Genomic DNA, 21,856 nt, shown 5'->3' with positions numbered 1-21,856 from the left:
ATAGTGCAGACCACAATCCCCAAAAGAAAAGGGAGCCGGCATTCGCCGGCTCCCTGTCCTCGTCAGATAATGCTTACTGGCGGCCTTCGCGATTGTTCGTGTTCTCGCGGATCAGGTCGGTCACGCCGTCCCATTCCTCGTGCAGGGTCTGCCAGCCGTCGAACAGCTGGGCGATGACCGGCGCGTCGCCGTGCAACTCGACGAAGCAGCCCAGGTCCTTGCGGCAATCCATGTAGGCCACGTAGTCGCCGCCCCACAACTCGCAGGCCACTTCGTATCCGGCGGCCTGGAAGCGGCGGACCTCTTCCTGGACGTTCGGCACGAGCACGCCGACATGGTGGAAGCCGTTCTCGCCCTTCTTGTACATGTCGCGGTAGATCGACGGCGTGTCGTCATGCTGCGCGATGAACTGGATGTGGGCCGGGCCGGCCTGGCCGAAGGCGTAGCTGACATCGGCTTCGATCGGCTTGCCGCGATAGGTGAAGCCTTCGCCGATGTGGTGCCGCACCACAAAGAACGGGCCGGCGCCCAGCATCTTGTTCCACTTGTGGCAGGCCTCGTCGATGTCATCGACGAACCAGGCATACTGGCGGATCGGATGGCGGATCAGGCCGCGGGCATTGATACGGTTGGTCGGAATCTGGAAGCTCAGGTCATTCATGTCGGTTCTCCCCGGGGACATTCATGCGTGCATGATAACAGGGTAAACCGCTCAGGCAACCGGGTTCCATGCCCATTACTGCGCGGCCTGATCCCTGATGTCGGGCCGACGGTTGGCGGCCAGCGCCTCGCGCATGGCAGGCGGGAATTCAGCCGAACGGCGGGCGTCCAGGTCGAAGGCGATGCCGAACTGCAGGCCGAGGCTGATGGGTTCGCCGGTTTCCTCGTTGAAGCTCCAGTGCTGGAACACCACCGTCTTGGCGGTCACGTCCGCATGGCGTGTCTCGCTGACGACGGGTTCGCCCAGCCGCGGCACCCGGAACATCACATGGCGGCTTTCCATCGTGGCGATGGCGACCCGGTTGGCCACGTCGGGGTCGAACACCCGGTGCTGTTGCTTGATCTTGATGGGCATGCGCGCCAGCGCGATGGTCTTGGCATCGGAGATATCCATGAAGCCGTAGCCGTCGCATTCGCCGGCGACGATGGTGTAGGACGGAAACCGCACGAAGCTGCCTATGGCGCTGGCGGCCTCGCGGCTGACCGGCGTGACCGGTTCGATCGGCAGGCTGCGCGGCTTGCCATTGTCGGGCCATGCAACCGACGCGGAAGCCGCCGCCTCCAGCACGTCGGGCGGAATCGGCTTCGCCGCACGGGTCGCGCCATCGAACAGGCCAAAACCATGGTTGAACGTGGCCGCCAGGTCACCGGTATCGCGGTTGAACATTTCCATGTAGGCGTCGATGCGGCCCTCGCCCGCCTGGCGGACGCCGCCGCGCACGCCGAGCGGGGCGCCCTCGAGCTGCTCGCGGTAGAACCGCGTGTGAACATCCATGATCTGCACCACAGCCTGGTCGTCGCGCAGCCGGTCATGGCCCAGGCCCAGCGACGCCGCCAGATTGAGCGTGGCCTGCGCCGCCTTGCGGGCGTAGACCCGCACGTTCATGTGGCCGAGATTGTCGATTTCCGCCGGCTCGACCCGGCTTTCAGAATAAATTCGCATGGCATCCCGTCGATCGGGGCGCCGCGCCGCGAGGGCCTCAAGCGCCAATGACTTTTCCCGCCCTATTGAACACGGCCGCGCTGTCCGATCAAGCGCCGGAGATAAAAAAAGGGCGGTCCGAAGACCGCCCCATGAATTGAACCCGGCGCTGCTTCTAGAAGCGGAACCGCACGCCACCATTGATGATGTGGTTGGTGTAGTCGCCGCCGAGTTCGCTGCTGTAGTCGAAGAATACCGACCAGGTGCTGCTGATGACCCAGTTCACGCCAAGGCCGAAGGTGAACACCGTGTTCGCGCCGGGTTCGCCCCAGACCGTGAAGCTGGCGGTCTGGCCAACGAACCGGGACGTGATCGGCCGCAGATTGTTCTCCAGCTCGTGCGCCACGCCGACCCTGATATAGGGCACGAGGGCGGCGCTGCGCGAATTGCCGACCATGAACGCCTTGGTGACGATCAGGTTGGTTTCCACGCGCAGGGAGTCGGTGCCGTGCCTGTCGATGTCGAGGCTGACCGAGCCGGCGCCCGTCTCCAGGGCCGGGCCCTGGCTCACATGCGCGAAGGTGAAGCCCACATTCGGGATCGCGAACCAGCCGTCGTCCAGATGGAACGAGTAGCCGGCCTTGATGTGGGCATAGGCCACGTCACCGTCGTGCTTGGAGCGGGCGGTGCGGTCGATGGCGCCGAACGTGATGTCGCGGTTCGTCGTCATGCTCAGGTCGCCATAGCCGCCGACCACGTCGACGAACCAGCGCTTGCCGTAGAAGGTCGCGTAACCGGCGACCTGCCAGTGATCGACATCGCCGTCGCCCAGCCGGCCCTTCACTTCCATGTCGGTGTTGCCGAAGCCGCCCATGACCCCGACGATGATTTGCGAGTTCACCTGGTAGTCGAGGCCCATGAAGCCGGCGACATGATCCATCTTGTAGCCAAGGAAACCGCGCTCATCCCGCTTGATGTCGGTGTTGCCGTAGCCGCCCTGGACCCAGAACGAGAACCGGTCGTCATTGCTGTTGCCGACAGCCGAGCCGCTGCCGAACTTGACGACCTGGGCATTGACCCGGACGCCGTTACGGGCGCCGCGGAGACGGTCGGAGGCGGTCTGGATGCCCGCCTTGGCATAGTACAGGCCGGCTTCGGTATAGCCGTTGTACCATTCCGGATGCAGGTCATCGAGGCCGGCCGGGATATTCGGATCCAGGCCAAGCTGGGCCGCCACATAAGCAAGATCGTCGTTGGGCGCGGTACTGACGCCGAACGGTATCAGCACGTCGAGATAGTCGGCCGTGGCCTGCTGGTTGATGGTCAGCGGTCCGAACTGGCCGTTCCCGAACAGCGGGATGGTGGTCAAGATCACCGAGTTCGGGAGATATTGCAGCACGCCCTTGAACAGGCCGACGGTCTGCGTCTCGTCCTGGGTGGTTGAGGGATCATCCGGCACGACCACCAGCAGGCCGTTGTCGGTCACATCGTCGAAGGTGCCGACCACGCCGCCCTGGGCAGTAATGAGCGTGTAGGTCTTGCCGCCCTTGAGGAAGCTGGCGATCGGGGTCGCGCCGCCGTCTTCGTCGTAGTCGAAGCCGTCCACGACGCCGTCGAGGTTGAGATCGACGAAGCCGGGCTGGAAGAGGATCTCGATCGTGCCGTTGAGGTTGGCCTTGCCATCGGTCGAGGTCTTGGTCGATTTGAACACCTGGAGCAGATCGGCCGTGAACGGATCCACCTCGGCCTGATAGATGCCGCCGGTGGTGCCCGCGACCGGATCCGGATCGGCGAAGTTGACGTTGCCGACCACGCTCAGCGTGCCGATGGAGCCGCCGGGGGCCAGGATGCCGCCGTCATTGACGTCGACAACGCCGACCACCGTGCCGTGGCCGCCCAGCGTGCCGCCAGCGTTCACATTGACGGTGGGCGACGTCAGGACCGCCGTGCCGACCGGTGCCAGCACGTCCGGCGTGAGGGGATCGGCGTCATGATCCGCCAGGCCCGTGCCGCCCACGTTCAGACGGCCGGCATTGATGTTCGTCACCACGTCGACCGATACGTCGCCGTTCAGGTCCCAGGTGCCGTCGTCGACCTTTTCCAGATCCTCGATCTCGACCGCATTGCCGTCGAACACGCCGTGGCCCGTGCCTTCCAGCGTCAGGACGTCGGTTTCGACGTTGGCGCCGTCGTCACCCATGTCGATGTCGCCGGTCAGGCCCGCGCCGGTGCTGAGGAAAATCTGGTCACTGCCAAGGCCGGTAAGCACGTTGCCGGTCAGCAGCGAACCGTCGTTCAGGTCGACCAGGTCGCTGCCGCCGCCCAGCGAGACGCTGCCGGCGATAACGCCGCCGGCGTTGTTGTGGACGATTTCAACGCCGCCGGCGCCGGTGATGGTGTTGCCGCCGGAAATCAGGCCCCAATTGTCGATGGTGGTGGTGCCGGCGCCCGATGCCTCAATCGCCGTACCGCCCGGTGCGGTGATGGCGCCGCTCGAGTAGTTGGTGATCCAGGTGGCGCCGCTCGAGGCGACCTGGATGCCGTCCCCCGGACCGGAGCTGATCAGTCCCTCGTTTTCGATCTCGGTGTCGTCGCCCTCGACCCGGATACCCGCGGTGCCGCCGGTGATCGAACTGGTGCTCGCATTGCCGATCAGGGTGCCGTCGGCATCCTCGCCGACGAGGACACCGATGTCGCCGCCGTCGATGGTGCTGCCGAGATTGACCACGACGTTGTCGTCGCCGAGGACCACGACGCCGTTGTTGTCGCCGTGGATGTCGCCGTTGTTGCCCAGATAATTGTCGTCGCCGCCCAGGGTCACGCCATCGTCGCCGACGTCGATTTCGCCGTCGTTCAGGATATCGTTGCCGTCGACAACCTCGATGCCGTTGCCGCCTCCGGTGATCAGACCGCCGGCGACATTGACGATGAGGTTGCCGCTGCCGGCACCGATGCCGAGATCGTCGGCGTCGATGACGCCCGCATTGACGATGAGATTGCCGTCACCCGCGCTGATGCCGGTCTCGTCGGATTCGATGCTGCCGAAGTTGCCCACCTCGTTGGAATCGCCAACCAGGATGCCGACGCTGTCGGCCACGATCTCGCCGGTCTCGGTGTTGACGATCGAATTCTCGTCGACGCCCGCGATGCCGATGTCGGCCTCGATCGAGCCGGCATTGCCCACCGCAGTGCTACCGCTGCCGACATTGATGCCGACGTCTTCGGCTTCGATGGAGCCGTCCTCGGTGTTGTAGATGGCCTCCTCGTTGCCGTCGCCCACCTGAATGCCGTTGTTGCCGGCCTCGATGGAGCCGTCATTGACGATCTGGTTGTCGCCGTCGCCGGCCACGATGCCGTCGTCATCGGCCTCGATGGAACCTTCGTTGAGGATCTCGTTGCCGGTGCCGGTGACCTCGATGCCGTCCTCTGCGGAGACGATGTCGCCATCGTTGTCGATGTCGTTGTCGTCGCCGGCAAGGATGCCGTCGCCGTCCGATTCGATCTCGCCGCCGTTGTAGATCTCGTTGTCGTCGCCGGCGCGGATACCCTGCTCGCCGGTGGCGATCGAACCGTTGTTCTCGATGTAGTTGCCGTCCAGCACGTCCACGCCGACGCCGGCCACATCGATGTCGCCATCGTTGTAGATCAGGTTGTCGTCGAGCACGGTGATGCCGTTGCCCGAGCCGAGGATCTCGCCCGCGCCCTGGTTGACCACGGTATTGCCGTCCTGGCCCTCGACGCCCGAGCTGCCGGGGAACGCGCCGAAGGTGGTCACCTTGCCGGCGTTGATCAGCAGGATGTTGTCGTCGATCTCGATGCCGTCGTCGTTGGCATTGATGGTCGCCAGGTTGTTGAACACCGAGGGCGAACCCTTGCTGCCGCTGTAGTCGAGATCGATGCCGTCCTCGTTGGCATTGATGATCGTGGCGCTCGACGCGTTGAGCTGGTTGCCCGCCGCCTCGATATGCACGCCGTCCTGGCCGCCGTTGAGCTTGGAGTCGATGGTGACGCCGACGACGTTGATCTGGTTGTTGCCGCCGCTGACCAGGATGCCATGGCCGTCGCCGCCGGTGATCTTGCTGCCGCTGGCGATATTGACCTGGTTGCCGGATCCCATTTCGATGCCGTCACCGCCGCCATCGGCCACCGTGACATTGTTGAGATCGATCTGGTTGCCGCCGCCGATCCGCACGCCGTCACCGGTGCCGGCCGAGACGTCCCCGTTCACATCGATGTCGTTGTTGTCGCCGGCGACGATGCCGCTGGCCGAGCCGGACACGTTGTTGACGTCGACATTGTTGTTGTTGCCCATGTCGATGCCGTCGCCGGCAAGGCCGGTGACGTCACCCGAAACCGCCAGCGTATTGCCGCTGCCCAGGCTGACGCCGGTGCCGCCCGTGACACTGGCGGCTTCGAACACGTTGCCGCTGCCGCCCTGGACGTGGATGCCAGCCTGGCCCGCCGTGCTGGAGCCGATGATGTCGGTGGCCTTCACATGGTTGTTGCCGCCATCGACCCAGACGCCGTTGCCGGTGCCGTTGGTGTCGCTGTCGCCGGTGATGCTGGTGACGACGAACACATTGTTGGTATTGCCGGTGATGCGGACGCCGTCCAGCTTCCCGTCCACGTCGAAAGCCGTGACCAGGTTCAGGTCGCCGGAGATCAGCACGCCCGGATCGCCCGAAATGGTGCCGCCGGCCTGGACCACGTTCAGCGTACCGCTGATATCGACGCCGTCACCGTTGATGCCGGTGATGTCGCCGGATACGTCCACATTGTTGCCGTTGCCGGCGATGTTGACACCGTCATCGTCGCCGGTCACGTCGTCGGCCTCGACCGTGTTGTCGTCGCCATCGATGCTGACGCCGTGGCCGCCCTCGCCGAGGATCAGCCCGCCTACGTCGATTTCGTTGCCGTCACCCGAGATGTCCACACCGTCCTCGGCGCCCGTAATGGAATCCGCCGCGACAGTGTTGTCATCGCCGGCAATGGCGATGCCATCGCCGACCGTGCCGGTGATGTCGCCATCCGCCTCGATCTGGTTGTCGTCGCCGTCGATCGAGACGCCGATCGTGCCGGTGATGTTGTCGGCATCGACCTGATTGTCCTCGCTGCCGTTGACGATCTCGACGCCGATGCCGATGCCGCCGGTGATGTCGCCGTCGGCCTCGACCTGGTTGTCGTCGCCGTCGATGCGTACGCCGCCGTTGCCGCCGGTGATGTCGTCTGCGCCAACCTGGTTGTCATCGCCGTCGATGCCGACCGCAAGGCCACCCGCGACGATGCTGTCGTCCACGTCGACGTCGTTGTCGTCACCCTCGATCAGCACGCCGTCGCCGGTGGCCGAAATGTCCTGGGCATCGACGTCGTTGCTGTCGCCCTCGATGGTCACGCCGTCGCCGGCCGTTGCCGTGATGGTGTCGTCGGCATGGACATCGTTGCGCGTGCCCGCGATGACAACACCGTTGGCGCCGGTGATCGCGCCGGCGTCCACATGGTTGAACACACCGTCGATATTGACGCCGTCCCCGGCGCCGCCGTCGATCAGATCGTTGACGGAGATATCGTTCGAATCGCCGTCGATCAGCACGCCGCCGTTGCCGCCCGTGACGCTGTCGGCATCCACGGTGTTGTCGTCGCCATTGTCGATGTCGACGCCGGCGCCAGCCGTGCCGACGATGTCGCCGGTATCGACGTTGTTCTCGCCACCCGTGATGACTAGGCCATTGTCACCGCCATAGATGTTGTCGCTGTCGATCTCGTTGTCGTCGCCGTCGATCACCGCACCGTCACCAGCCGTACCGGTGATGTCGCCATTGGCGTCGATGCTGTTGTCGTCGCCGGTGATGTCGACGCCGTCGTCGCTGCCGGTGATGTGGTCGGCACCGACATCGTTGCCGTCGCCGTCGATGGCCACGCCATCACCGCCGAGACCGGCGATACTGCCGTCGGCGTCGATTTCGTTGTCGTCACCGGTGATGTCCACGCCGCTCGCGCCGCCGGTAATGCCGTCGGCGCCGACGTCGTTGTCGTCGCCGTCAATGTTGACGCCGTCGCTGGCTGTACCGGTGATGTTGCCGTCGGCGGAGACGATATTGTTGTCGCCGTCGATCTCGACGCCCTCGTCGCCGCCGGCGATGGCGTTCGCGTCGACCTCGTTGTGATCGCCGTTGAGATTAACGCCGTCACCAACCGTGCCGGTGATGTCGCCATCGGCCGAGACAGTGTTCTTGTCGCCGGCAATGTCGACGCCGTCGTCGCCGCCCATGATGTCGTTGGCCTCGACCTCGTTCTGGTCGCCGTCGATGTTGACGCCATCACCCGCCGTGCCGGTGATGTTGCCGTCGGCATTGACCACATTGTCGTCGCCAGAGATATCGACGCCATCGTCACCGCCGGCGATGGCATTGCCGCTCACCTCGTTGTCGTCGCCGTCGATGGCCACGCCGTCGCCGGCCGTGCCGGTGATGTCGCCATCCGCGTCGATGTCATTGTCGTCGCCGGTAATGTCGACGCCGTCGTCCGAGCCGGTGATGTCGTTGGCCTCGATCTGGTTGTCGTTGCCTTCGTCGATATGCACGCCGTCGCCGGCGCCGCCGACGATATTACCGCTGGCCTTGACCTCGTTGTGGTCGCCCGCGACCTGGACGCCGTCACCGCCCAGGCCGATGATGGAATCGCCCGATCCGTCGGCGCCGGCTTCGATCTCGTTGTCGTCGCCGTCGATCACCACGCCATTGGCGCTCGAGGACGAAATCTCGTCGTCGGCCGTCACCTCGTTGTCGTCGCCGGTGATATCAACCGCATTGTTGGTCGCCGTGATCGAGCCGCCGGCCGTCACCAGGTTGTCGTCGCCCGAGATCAGCACGCCCGGATCGCCTGAAATGTTGCCGCCAACAATCACGTCGTTACGGTCGCCGTCGATATCGACGCCGTCGCCGATGCCGCCGGCGACATAGCCATCGACTTCTACCTGATTGCGGTCGCCATCGATTTCGACGCCGTCCACGCTGCCGTCGACGAAGCCCCCGATGCCGAACCTGTTGCCGTCACCGTCGATGCTGATGCCGTCGCCGCCGCTGCCGATCACGTTTCCGGTCACATCGACATTGTTGTCGTCGCCCGCGGTTATGATGCCGCTGGTGGCGCCGGTGACGCTGCCGCCCACATCCACATCGTTGTCGTCGCCGTCGATGTCGATGCCACTGCCGGTATCGCCGGTCACGGAGCCGGTGACATCGATATCGTTGCCGTCGCCATCGATCGCCAGGCCGCCGCTGCCGGAGACCGAACCGCCGACGGTGATGCCGTTGTCGTCACCGCCAACATCGATACCGATGCCGCTGCCACCGGATACATCGCCCGTCGCCTTCACGGCGTTGCCGTCGCCGTCGATGGCCACGCCGCCGTTACTGCCGGTGATGTTCTTGGCCTCGACGCTATTGCCCTCGCCGTTGCCGGTGATCGAGACGCCGACACCGTCCTCGCCGGTGATGTCGCCATCGGCGACGACCGCGTTGGTATCGCCATCGATCACCACGCCATTGGCGGAACCGGTGATGTTGTCACCCGAAACGTCGTTGTCGTCGCCGTCAATGACCACACCGTCGCCGTCGCCGCCAAGAATGTCGCCGCCCGCTTCGACCGAGTTGTCGTCGCCGTCGATATTGACGCCGTCGCCGCCCTGGCCGTCGATGGTGCCGGCCACCGTGATGTCGTTGTCGTCACCGCCGGCAATAACAACGCCGGAAGCGTCGGTCGAGGTAACATCCTCACCGACGTTCACAATATTGTCGTCGCCGTTCGCGATGTGGATGCCGTCCTCGGTCGCGAGCACGAAGCCGTCGATGGTGATCAGGTTGTGGCTGCCCACATTGATCAGCACGCCCGGATCGCCGTACACGTTGCCGCCGACCAGCACCATGTTGAGCATGCCGCTGATATCGATGCCGTCGCCGCCGCCCGAGGCGTCGTCGTCGCCCTTCACGTCGCCGGTGACCTCGACCCGGTTCATGTCGCCATCGATGTCGATGCCGTCATCGTCGCCGGTGACGCTGCCGCCCACCGTGACCACATTGTTGTCGCCCGCGAGTCCGACGCCGATCGCGGACGCCTTGCCACTGCCGGTGACGTTGCCTTCCACTTCGATGCCGTTCTGGTCGCCATCCACGGACACGCCGTCGCCGCCCAGGCCGGTGATGTCGCCGCCCGCCGTGACATCGTTGTCGTCGCCGTCGATGGCGACGCCGTCGCCGTCGGTGCCCACGATATCCGTACCGGCCGTCACGTCGTTGTCGTCGCCGTCGATGACCACGCCATCGGTGCCGCCGGTAATCGCGCCGGCTTCCGCCATCACATCGTTGTCGTCGCCGTCGACGAACACGCCGACGCCGCTGCCACCGGTGATGCTGCCGGCCGCCGTCACGCTGTTGTCGTCGCCGGTCACGCTGGCGCCGCCGGCCGAACCGGTGATGTCGCCGCCCGCAGTCACCTCGTTGCCGTCACCGTCGTCGATCAGCACGCCGTCGCCGCCATTGCCGATGATGTCGATGGCGGCGCTGACCGTGTTGTCGTCGCTGTCGATGATCGCCACGCCATCGGTGCCGCCGATGATCGAGCCTTCCTCGGACGCGACCTCGTTGTCGTCGCCATCCTCGATCAGGACACCGCGACCATTTGCGCCGGTGATGCTGCCGACAGCGCTCACACTGTTGTCGTCGCCGTCGACGTTCACACCATTGTCCGAAGCGTCGATCACGCCGCCGGCCTCGACCTCGTTGTCGTCGCCATCGATCTGCACACCGTCGCCATCGGCGGCAAGGATGTCGCCGCCGGCGGTGACCGCATTGTCGTCGCCGTCGATCACCACACCGTTCGAGCCGCCATCGATGTCGTCGCCCGCGCTGACGTCGTTGCCGTCGCCCGCGATGGTCACCGCGTCGCCGACGTCACCGACGATATCGCCGCCGGCGCTGACCTTGTTGTCGTCGCCGTCGATGTCGACGCCGTCCGCCTCGCCATAGATCAGGTTATCCGCGGTCACCTTGTTGTCGTTGCCGTCAATCAGGACACCGTCGCCGGTATCGGCGGTGATGTTGTTGCCGGCCGAAACCACGTTGGAATCGCCGTCGACATTCACGCCGTTGATTTCGCCGTCGATGTTGTTGCCGGCCGAGACGATGTTGCTGTCGCCGTCCAGATTGACGCCGTCGCCGCCGCCGCCCGTGATATCGCCGCCGGCCGCGACCGTATTGTCGTCACCGTCGACGACGACACCGTGGCCGCTGTCGCCGGTGATATCGGTGGCGGCTTCGACCAGGTTGTTATTGCCCTCATCGATGTTGACGCCGCTTTCCGAACCCTTGATCTCGCCGGTCTCGGTGCCGACCGTATTGCGGTCGCCATTGATCAGGACGCCGTCACCATCGCCGCCCAGGATGTCGGTAAAGGCATAGACCTCGTTCTCGATGCCCTCGATGCCGACGCCATAGCCGCCCTGGCCATCGATCTTGCCGTCCTCGCTGAACACGTAGTTGCCATCGCCGTCGATCACGACGCCGCTCGCCTCGGTCGAGACGATATCGCCGATCACCAGATCCTTGGTGTCGAGGCCAGCCGAGACCTGGTTGTCGTCACCGGTAATGTCCACGGCGTTGTTGGTGGCGGTGATCGCGCCACCGACCTCGACGACGTTGTCGTCGCCCGTGTCGATCAGCACGCCCGGATCGCCGGACACGCTGCCGCCCACGGTCACAAGATTGGTCGAGCCGTCGATGTCGATACCATCGCCATCGGTGCCGGTTACATCGCCCGCCACGTCCACCGTATTGTCGTCGCCGTCGATCTCGATGCCGTCGTCAAGGCCGCTGACATCGCCGCCCGCTGTGACCTTGTTGCCGCCGCCGTCGATCTGGACGCCGTCGCCGGTGATGCCGGTGATGTCGAGGCCGGCCGTCACGTCGTTTTCGTCGCCGGTCATGGCCACGCCGTTCACGCCGCCGAAAATGGTGCCGGTGGTGCTGACGTCGTTGCTGTCGCCTGCGATGGCGACGCCGTCGGTGGCGCCGCCGATGCCCAGGTCGGCGATGGTCACCGGATCGCCCTTGCCTGCCGTCACCGTGTTGTCGGTGCCGGTGATGCTGACACCGGCGCCGCTAGCGCCCAGGATGAAGCCGTCGGTGCTCACCGAGTTGCCGTTGCCCAGCGTGCCGCCGGAGATGCTGACGCCGTCGGTGCCTCCATAGATGCCGAAGCCGGTGCCGTCGACGACGATACCCGACTGCTTCAACGTGTCGGCCACGTCGCCGCTGCCGGCATCGACATCGTTGCCGCCGCCAGTGATGGCGACGCCCGCGCCGGTCGCGCCGGCAATAAAGCCCAAGGTAGTCACGGTGTTGTCGTCGCCGTCCAGGTTGACGCCGTCGCCGTCGGCGCCCTTGCCGGCGCCGTAGATGCCGAGGTTGCTGGCCGTGTCCTTCCAGTTGGTGGCGCCGGTCTCGACGGTGTTGTCGCCGCCCTCGATCACCACGCCGCTGTCGAAAGCGTGAATGCTGCCGGTGGTATCGACATCGTTCTCGTCGCCGTCGATGACGACGCCGTCGGTGGTGCCGCCGATGCCGAAATTGTCGAGGCCGGTCTCGGTGGTGCCGCCGCCGGCCGACAGCTGGTTGTTGTCGCCATTGATGGTCGCGCCGGTGCCGCCGGCGCCCAGGACAAAGCCGCTGGTGGTGACCGTGTTGTCGTCGGAATCCTTGGTCGCGCCGATCACCACGCCGTCGGTCGAGCCGTAGATGCCCTGGCCGGTGGCGTTGGAAACCGTGCCCAAGGTGACGTTGTCGATCACGTCCCCGTCAGCGGCGGTGACCGTGTTGCCGTCGGAATCGATGGAGACGCCCGCGCCGCCGAGGCCGACGATCATGCCGATGGTCTCGACCGTGTTCTCGGTGCCGCCCTTGATGCTGACGCCGTCGCCGCCGCCGCCCAGGATGCCGACGCCGGTCGCTTCGGCCAGGTCGACGAAGCCCGAGGTGACCAGGTTGTCGGCGCCGTCGATGACCACGCCGCTGGCGGCGCTGGAGGCGATCTCGTCGACCGCAGACACGGTGTTGTCGTCGCCGGTGATGTCCACCGCATTGTTCAGGGCGGTGATCGAGCCGCCGGCAGCGACGTCATTCTGGTCGCCGGCGATGATCACGCCCGGATCGCCGGAGATGTCGCCGGTCGCCTTCACCTCGTTCAGGTTGCCGGTGATGTCGACACCGTCGCCGGCCGTGCCGGTGATGTCGCCGGTGACGTCGACCGTGTTCTTGTCGCCCTCGATGTGCACGCCGTCGTCGCCGCCCAGCACGCTGCCCCCCGACACGACGCTGTTGCCGCTACCTTCGAGATCGATGGCATCGCCATTGATGCCGTTGATGCCGCTGTCACCGACGGTAATGTCGTTGTCGTCGCCCTCGACGTCCACGCCATCCCAGAAGCCGCTGATGCCCAGGGCCTCCACGGTATTATCGTCGCCCTCGATGTCGACGCCCTCGTCGCCGTTGCCGATGATCATGTCGACGGCAGTGACGATGTTGTCGTCGCCGTCGATCGACACGCCGTCGTCGTCGCCCTCGATGGTGTCGCCGGAGACGACGGTATTATCGTTGCTGTCGATGTCGACGCCGTCGTCGCCGCCGGAAATGCCGCCGGGCGCCTCGACATAGTTGCCGTCGCCGCCCTCGATGCGGACACCATCGCCGTCGTCGCCGTCGATGGCACCGCCCGCGAGCACGTTGTTGCCGTTGCCGTCGATGTTGACGCCGTCGTCGCCGCCGCTGATGCCTTCCTCGGCGCTGACGAAGTTGGAGTCGCCGGTGATGTTGACACCGTCCTCATCGCCGCCCTCGATAAACGTGCCCGCAGTGACGGTGTTGCCGCCGCCGTCGATCCTGACGCCATGCTCGTCGCCGGTGATCTCGTCGCCGGCCGTCACAAGATTGCTGTCGCCGTCGATGAAGACGCCGTCCTCGTCGTCGCCGTCGATGGAACTGTCGGCCTTGACGGTGTTGCCGCTGCCGCCGCCCACGATCGCCACGCCGAAGGTGCCGCCGTCGATGTTGTTGGCGGTAACCTTGTTGTCGTCGCCGTCGATCAGCACGCCCTCGGCCTGGTCGCCGACGATGTTGTCGTCGGCGGTCACCACGTTGTCGTCGCCGTCGATGGAAACGCCGGCCAACTCGCCCTCGATGTCTTCGGTCGCGGCAACCTTGTTGGCGTCGCCATCGATGTTCACGCCGTCGCCATTGTCGCCGAAGATATCGTTGCCCGAATTGACGATGTTGTCGTCGCCGGCGAGGATCACGCCGCTCTCGGAGCCCTTGATGTTGGTCTCCGCGTCGACCTTGTTGCCGTCCCCGGTGATGTTCACGCCGTCGCCGTCGCCGCCGATGATGGAATCGTCGTTGCCGTCGTCACCCGCCGACACGATGTTGCCGCCGCCGCTGATAACCACGCCGCTCCCGCCGGTCGAGGCGATCTCGTCTACCGCAGTGACCGTGTTGTCCTTGCCGGTGATGTCGACAGCATTGCCGGCCGTCGCCGTGATCGAGCCGCCCGCGCTGGTGAAGTTGTTGTCGCCGGCGATGATCACGCCCGGATCGCCGGAGATGTCGCCAGTGGCCGTGACCTCGTTCAGGTTGCCGGTGATGTCGACGCCGTCGCCGCCGCCGGTCGCGTCGGTATCGCCGAAGATCGACCCCTTGACGGCAACCTTGTTGCCGTCGCCGTCGATATTGACACCGTCGTCCGAGCCCTTGACGTCGCCGAAAAAGTCATCGTTGCCGGTCGTCACATTGTTGTCGTCGCCGACGATGCCCACGGCCGTGCCGCCGGTCGCCGTGATGCCGCCCTGACCCGCGACGACGTTGCCGAGGCCGTCGATCAGGACGCCGCCCGTGGTGCCCTCGATCAATCCGGAACCTCCATTGGTGGCGAGTGCGGTGACCACATTGAAGTTCGAATCCGTCACGCCGTCGCCGATGACGACGCCGGCGCCCTGGCCGCTCGCGTCGGCATCGCCCTTGATGCCGCCAATGACCGTAACCGCGTTATTGAGGCCGGAAATCTCGACGCCGTCGTCGTCGCCGATGACGCTGCCCAGCAACACCGAGACCTCGTTGCCACCGAAGACGAAATCGCCGCCGACGATGTTGATGCCATCACCTTCGCCGCTGTCGTCGTCCTTGCCGATGATGTCGCCGAGGTTTGCTTTGACCGTGTTGCCGTAACCGGTAATGCCGACGCCGTGGCCATCGCCGCCGAGGATGCTCGTGCCCGCGCCGTCATTGCCGGCGAGCACGGTGTTGGCGTCACCGTCGATGATGACGCCGCCGCCATCCGTCGACGCAATCTCCTTGCCGGCGGTAACCGTGTTGCCCTTGCCGGCAATGCCGCCGGTGATCTTCACCGCGTCCTCGATGGCGGTGATAGAGCCGCCGGCGCTGACGAAGTTGCCGTCGCCGGCGATGATCACGCCCGGGTCGCCGCTGATGTTGCCGCCGGCGCTCACCGCGTTGTCGTTGCCGGTGATGTCGACGCCGTCGCCATTGTTGTCGCCGTCCGCGTCGCCGATGATGTCGCCGTCGGTCGACACCAGGTTGTTGTTGCCGTTGATCACGACGCCGTCGTCGTCGCCCACGATGTTGGCGGGGGTCTGGAGCCCGCCAACCGCCTTGACGGTATTGCCGTCACCGGCGATGTCGACGCCGTCGCCATCGCCGCCGTCATCGTCCTTGCCGATGATATTGCCGGCGGCAGTCACGGTATTGCCGGTACCGCCGATCTGGACGCCGTCGCCGTCCGCGCCATGGATGCTGTCTCCCAGCTGGTCTGCGCCGGCCGTGATGTCGTTGCCGTCACCACTGATGCGCACGCCGTCACCATCGAGGCCGAGAATGTCTCCGGCGACATCGATCTTGTTGTCGTCGGCGCGATCGCCAATGGTAACGCCATCCTCGCTGCCCTCGACACGGCCACCGACGTCGATGGTGTTTCCGTCACTCAGGGTGCCGATCTCGATGCCGTCGCCGACGCCGCCGTTTTGGCCGCCGAGAATGTCTCCGGCCACGGTGACCTCGTTGCCGTCGGCATCGTTGTCGATCTTCAGGCCGTCGCCGCCGCCGTAGAGATTTTCGCCGGCAACAACGTTGCCGTCGCCGCCATCGATATGCACGCCAAAGCCCGTGCCGTCGTCGTCCCGGTCGCCGTCGATGTCGCCGGAGGCCAGCACCGTATTGGTGTCGCCGGAAATCAGCAGACCACCGCTGCCGCCGCGGATCTCCTTGACGCCCGCCTGGGTGTTATCGCCGACATCGACAATGTCGTTGCTGTCACCCGAGATGATCACGCCCACGCCCGCACCATCGTCGTCCCGGTCGCCGTTGATGTTGCCGTTGACGACGGAGACAAGGTTGTTGTCACCAGCCAGAATGACGCCGCTGCTCTTGCCGCGGATGTCGCCGGTTTCCGTCACGACAGTGTTCTGGTCGCCGTCGATATCGACGCCCTTGTTGCCGCCGAGGATGTTGTCGACGGCGCTCACGAAATTGCTGTCGCCATTGATGTCTACGGCCGCGCCCGACCCGTTCTTGTCGTTGTCGCCAATGATGTCGGTCGCCGAGGTGACGGTGTTCTGGTTACCGTCAATATGCACGCCGTCCTTCTTGGCGGTGATCAGTCCCCCAGACACGTTGTTCTGGTCCCCGGACAGGAATACGCCCGGATCGCCCGAAATCGTCCCGGCGACGTCGACTTCGTTCTGATCCCCCGCAATCCTGACGCCGTCCCCTTCCTCGCCGACGGCATCGTTGAGGATGACGACCTTGTTGAGTTCGCCTTCCTTGCTGATAAAGACGCCGTGCTTGCCGCCCTCGACGCCGCCCAGCGTAACCTCATTGAAATCGCCCTCGATCTCGAGGCCGTTCTCCTGCCCCTCGACGAACGTCAGGCCCTCGACAAAGTTGTGATCGCCGTTCAGGTCGATGCCGTCGTCGCCGCCTTCTACAGTCGCGGCGAAGATGAATATCTTGTTGTTGCTGCCCGCATTGATGCCGTCGCCGGAATTGCCGATGACAACCGAGCCTTCGCCGATATACAGGGCATTGCCGTCGCCCAGGTCAACACCATCATCGCCGCCTTCGACCCAGCCCGGGCCCTGGATGCTCCAGCCGATATAAATCTCGTTGTCCTGGCCGCTATCGGCATCGATGCCGTCGTCCTCGCCGATGACGGTGGCGAACCCTTCGACCGCCACGAAATTACCGTTGCCGATCGTGCTGATGCCGTCCGCGTCATCACCGCCGAAAGCCCTGACGTCCTGTCCCTCGGTGACTACGACGCCGGAGCCTTCGCCGAGCACGATGCCGTCATCGCCGTTGGTGCCGATCACCTCGCCGCCATCGCCGGCCAGGTACAGATTCATGCCCGGATCGATCACGATGCCGGGGCTGTTGGCGGTGATGGTACCAAGGTTCAGGACGAATACGGTATTGTTCCCCAGAGTCGCGCCGTCGTTGTCGATGACGAGACCACCGGTGCCCGATCCCTCCACATATCCGCTGGCGCCGATCACGCCTTCGGAACCCGCATGCAGACGCATGCCGGCGCCGTCGGCGGCCGTGATCTGGCCGTTCATGTCGAAGACGGAATTCAGCCCCAGGTCGATGCCGTCGCCTTCGGACGTGTCGATGAGACCGTCGGCGCCGACGGTTACCGAGGATTTTTCGCCAGTGATGATGCCGTCGCCGGTGGAATAGATCGTGCCCTTGTCAAAGTTGACCGTGGTGCCGGAATTTGTGTAGGCGTCGACGCCTTCTTCCGCGAGGCGCGCGTCCGATTTGCCCAGATCCGCCCCGTCGAGATCGACGGTGCCGCCTTCCACACCGAAATCGAGTTCCACACCGTCCTGGCCGAGCAGGGTGATGCTGCCCTTGCTGGTGCCCTTGACGATGAAGGTGGAATCGTCCGCGTCGCTGCGCATGTACAGCGCGGCATCGTCGCCTGTGATGATGCCCGCGCCGCTGTACTTGACCGTGATGTCGTTGTCGAACAAGGCGATGCCGTGGTCACCGCCACTGATGGTGCTCAAATTGGAGCCGGTGATGTCGTGGCTGCTGTTGTCGACCGACATTTCGATGCCGTTGGCATCGCCCTTGATCGTCCCCTGGTTGGTGATGTTCGTCTGCTTGACGTTGGAGCCGTCGATCCGGATCGCCGTATCGCCCGTCGACTCGATGGTGCCCATGTTGAGCACGGTCAACTGGCCGCCCGCGTCGATGGCATTCTCGTCGCTCTGCACCACGCCGCCTGAATTGACGGTGATATTGACGTTGACCGCGTCGGTGCCGCCTTCACCCAGCGCGTCGTCACCGGCCACGATGAGCTGCGCGTTGGAGTTGATGATAACCACGGAATTGGTGCTGATGGGCTGGGGGTCGGTATCGGGATTACTGACGTTGGTATCGCACGTGATGTTGATGCCGCTGGCCACGCATTCCGCACGCACCTGGGGCGACGGCAGCAAGACCAGGGCCAGCGACAGGCCGACCACGTAGGTCAGCGGACGCTCGGCAATGCCGGGATAGGCCTTGCTCAGCTGCTTTGCCAGGTCACGTTCGGCAAAGCGGTTGCGGATGAGCTGGCGGTTCTTCTGGCTGATGCGACCAATGCGACGAAACATGACTCGACTCCTTGCCCAACGTGCGGACGAGAGCCGGTGCAGAACACCTGGTCGGTGACGGCGAAAAGTGCGGGCATGCCGCCCGCGCAACAATAATCCCCGGTCGACCAGTCCCGGACCTAACGCCGGACAGCAGACCAGAAACGGATGTTATGGAGATCCCAGCGCAAAATATCCCGCGGCTGGCATAGGCCCCTCTTTCCCTCGCCAAAACCTTGGTAGTGCTCGTCACCGGCGTCTTCTGGAACGGCTCCAGACCTCGCCGATGGAGCTAAGTGTCTATAATTTCTTCATTATTAGGAAGTAACATACATGGGAAATCTACGTGATTAAATATCACGAACGCGTGATTTCTTGTCATTAAAGGTCAATTTCCCGCTCTTGCGGCACGAGCGCATCCAAACCGCGCTGTCGCACGGCTCAATCTTGCGCATCGGGCTGCTGACTGTCGAGAATCGGGCACCAATGGTAGGACGCATCCGCTATTTTAATAGATATGGTGCCCCAAGGCGCCCGTTCCAACCGAACCACTAGCGTTTTTAACCGGTCGATTCCAGGCCGTAATGACATGGTTACTTGCACGCAACATCCCTGGCAGCCGGAAGAGGCATGAAACCGAACACGCAGATGTGAAGTGCGGCAGCCATGTCACGCATCGGGGCGCTGCCTCGTCACAGTGGCGAAGGAGATTGGCGATGACGGCAAAAGCAATCACGGGACTGGGGCTGGGCGGGCTGCTGGCGATCAATGGCGCAATCATGCTGGCCTGGCCAGACGGCTGGTACCAGGGGGTTCCCGGGGTCATCGAGCGCGGCCCCTACAACGGCCACTTCATCCGCGACATCGGCATCGTCTTCATCATCGCGGGCGCGGCCATGGTCTGGACCATCCGCCAGCCGCCGGCATGGCCCGCGGCGATGGCCGGCGCGCTGTTTCTGTGCGCGCATACCGGTGTCCACCTTGTCGAGGCGGCCACTGGCCATGTGGGACACGGCCTCGCGCTTCTGGAACTGCCGCCGTTTCTGCTGGGCGCGGCACTGGCGCTCTGGATTGCCTGGCCGCCGCGATTGGCGGGAACGGGAGGCCGCTGATGCTGAAATGGCTGATGCGCCGGCGAATCGGAGCGCTCGAGCGGGACTTCGGCTACGATGCGTCCTATATGCGGGACATCCTGAACGCGGACAGGGCCGCGTTCATGGCAATGTCCCGAACCCTGGCGATGGCGCAATATCACAAGGACATTCCGGCAGCGGCGTGGCATGCGGCCAAGATCACCGCCGTCATGCAGGAAGATTGCGGCCCCTGCACGCAAATCGCCGTGACCATGGCCGAGCGGGACGGGGTGGATCCCGGCGTGCTGCGCGCCCTGCTGGCAGGTGAAGAAAGCCGCATGCCGGAAGATGTCATGCTGGCGTGGCGCTACGCGCGCGGCGTGATCGCCCACGATGCCGAGGCAGCGGCGCTGCGCGGCTTGATCCTCGGCCGCTGGGGCCCGCGATCCCTGGTCTCCATTGCCTTTGCCATCACCGGCGCCCGGCTGTTCCCGACACTGAAATATGCCTTGGGCCATGGCCAGGCCTGCGTGCGCATCACCGTCGCGGGCGATGCGGTGCCCGTTGCGCGGAGGGCGGCATGACGGCCCGGCTCGACGAATCCACCGCCGATTTCGAGTCCCACAGGCGCCGGCTGACCGGCCTTGCCTACCGCATGCTCGGCTCGCTATCCGAGGCCGAGGATATCGTGCAGGAGGCTTGGCTGCGCTGGCACGGCACCGACCGGGCGGCGCTGCGCGAGCCGGCGGCGTGGTTGTCCCGGGTCGTCACCCGGCTTTGCCTGGACCAGATGAAGTCGGCGCGGGCGCGGCGCGAGACCTATGTGGGCCCCTGGCTGCCCGAGCCGGTACTGGGCGAAGCCGCGCTCGCGCCCGACGCCGCCAGCGAACGGGCCGAGGACATTTCCGTTGCGTTCCTGCTGGCGCTCGAGCGGCTGTCGCCACTGGAGCGCGCCGCGTTCCTGCTGCACGACGTGTTCGAGATGGATTTCGCCGACGTGGCGCGGACGCTCGATCGCGAAGAGCCCGCCTGCCGCCAGCTGGCCTCGCGCGCCCGGACGCACCTGAAGTCGGCCCGCACCCGCTTTGCCGTGCCGCAGGAAGAAGGCGAACGGCTGGTACGGGCCTTTCTCGTCGCGGCGGGCAATGGCGACACGGACGCCTTCGCGCGGCTTCTGACGGCGGATGCCGCGCTGCATTCGGACGGCGGCGGCAAGCGTCTTGCGGCGCTCAATGTCATCAACGGCCGCGACCGGGTGGCGCGTTTCTTTATTGGCATCACCCGCAAGGGACACTGGCCCTCCTGGCGAATCCGGCCGGAGTCGGTCAACGGCATGCCGGGGCTGGTGATGACCGATCCCGACGGCGAGGTCCAGACGGTCGCCTTCCAGATCGCGGACGGCGCGATCAGCGCGATCTATATCGTGCGCAATCCCGACAAGCTGCGGCATCTGGCCTGACGAGCCGGGACAAGAGTTCAGTTGCCGCCCTTGCGCATCAGCAGACCGCCGCCGGCGAACACCTCGCCAATGATCAGACCCCGATATTCCCTGAGTTCGCCGCCGGTATCGCGCGCGGTGTCGCGCACCATCCGCTGTACGGCCTGCCTGCCGCCATCCTGGTAGACCAGGCCGTCGCTGCCCGATTCCGAATTGTCCAGGTAGAGATAGCCGCCTGGCCGGATCACCCGCATGGCGTTCTCGATACAATCATGGCGGCAAAGCCCGTCGACCACGCACAGGTCGAAACTTGCGTCGGCGAAGCCGGCGGTGTCCGGGTAATCTTCCAACTCGCGCTGGATGACCTGCACCTTGCCGCGGCAGGATTCGGACTTGCGTTGCACGAACGCGGCCCATACCGGGCTGCTCTCGATGCTGACCGTCTCGGCACAGCGATCGGCGAGCCACAATGTCGACCATCCCGAACCGAATTCCAGCACTCTCCAGTCGGGCTGCACCAACCGCTCTATCGCCTGTACCGCCGGATAGGGCCATCCAGGGAGCCGCAGGTGGCTCCCGATCAGCCGGCTCGCAACCTTCATGCCCACGGACGCAGGAAGATGCCGGAGTTGGCCAACACCCATGAAGCGATTGTTCCCGTCGTGGAACCGGCTGGCCCGGCCATAGCCGGTGCCCAACACGCGCTGCACCAAGGTATTCATCGGACTCTTCCGCTCCTGTCCATTCTCTATCCCGACTCGCCCCGGGAATCCTTCATGGATATTCAGTCTTCATGACCGAGCCGAGACTCATCGCCTCGAAATTTAACCCAATTTGAATCAAAAAAATGACTTATTCATTGATGTTGAGGCGGACGCCTCCGCATCGCTTCTTTGCATCAGCTAATAGGGAGATTGTGTCGATTTCTTGTCTTCTTTAGGTCATCCCTGAATTTCTATTTCGCGCCCGCAAAATGATGTTGACCTAAGGTTGCATGGAGATACATC

The 21,856-nt window shown here is 64.7% G+C and carries 7 protein-coding genes; 3 read left to right on the top strand and 4 right to left on the bottom strand.

Translation table 11 applies throughout. The features are described 5' to 3' along the window. Window positions 1-73: 73 nt before the first annotated feature. The 3 genes from WJU21_RS12800 to WJU21_RS12790 form a co-directional block, all read right to left on the bottom strand. The gene (locus WJU21_RS12800) at window positions 74-661 is read right to left on the bottom strand and encodes a VOC family protein (protein ID WP_346323830.1); all 588 of its coding nucleotides are present in this window, start codon (window positions 659-661) and stop codon (window positions 74-76) included. Window positions 662-736: 75 nt separating this feature from the next. Then, window positions 737-1,663 (bottom strand): thioesterase family protein, encoded by a 927-nt coding sequence (locus WJU21_RS12795; protein ID WP_346323829.1) that lies wholly within the window; start codon window positions 1,661-1,663, stop codon window positions 737-739. Between the two features lie 154 nt (window positions 1,664-1,817). After that, window positions 1,818-18,359 (bottom strand): right-handed parallel beta-helix repeat-containing protein, encoded by a 16,542-nt coding sequence (locus tag WJU21_RS12790; protein ID WP_346323828.1) that lies wholly within the window; start codon window positions 18,357-18,359, stop codon window positions 1,818-1,820. 695 nt (window positions 18,360-19,054) lie between these two features. Between WJU21_RS12790 and WJU21_RS12785 the strand changes: the two genes are divergently transcribed. The 3 genes from WJU21_RS12785 to WJU21_RS12775 are packed head-to-tail and all read left to right on the top strand — an operon-like array spanning window position 19,055 to window position 20,870. Continuing rightward, window positions 19,055-19,450, top strand: a complete 396-nt coding sequence (locus WJU21_RS12785) for a hypothetical protein (protein ID WP_346323827.1) — start codon at window positions 19,055-19,057, stop codon at window positions 19,448-19,450. After that, window positions 19,450-19,995, top strand: a complete 546-nt coding sequence (locus tag WJU21_RS12780) for a hypothetical protein (RefSeq protein ID WP_346323826.1) — start codon at window positions 19,450-19,452, stop codon at window positions 19,993-19,995. The genes WJU21_RS12785 and WJU21_RS12780 overlap by 1 nt, the downstream gene beginning before the upstream one ends. Then, entirely contained in the window at window positions 19,992-20,870 is an 879-nt protein-coding gene (locus WJU21_RS12775; RefSeq protein ID WP_346323825.1) for a sigma-70 family RNA polymerase sigma factor, read from the top strand. The genes WJU21_RS12780 and WJU21_RS12775 overlap by 4 nt, the downstream gene beginning before the upstream one ends. Before the next feature lie 17 nt (window positions 20,871-20,887). Here WJU21_RS12775 and WJU21_RS12770 read toward each other — a convergent pair whose 3' ends face one another. Next, window positions 20,888-21,571 (bottom strand): methyltransferase domain-containing protein, encoded by a 684-nt coding sequence (locus WJU21_RS12770; protein WP_346323824.1) that lies wholly within the window; start codon window positions 21,569-21,571, stop codon window positions 20,888-20,890. Window positions 21,572-21,856 lie beyond the last annotated feature (285 nt).

The sequence above is a fragment of the Emcibacter sp. SYSU 3D8 genome (assembly GCF_039655875.1).
Lineage (GTDB): Bacteria > Pseudomonadota > Alphaproteobacteria > SMXS01 > SMXS01 > RI-34.
The sequence above is the reverse complement of the archived record's forward strand: the minus strand, read 5'-3'. Positions and strand labels throughout refer to the sequence as shown.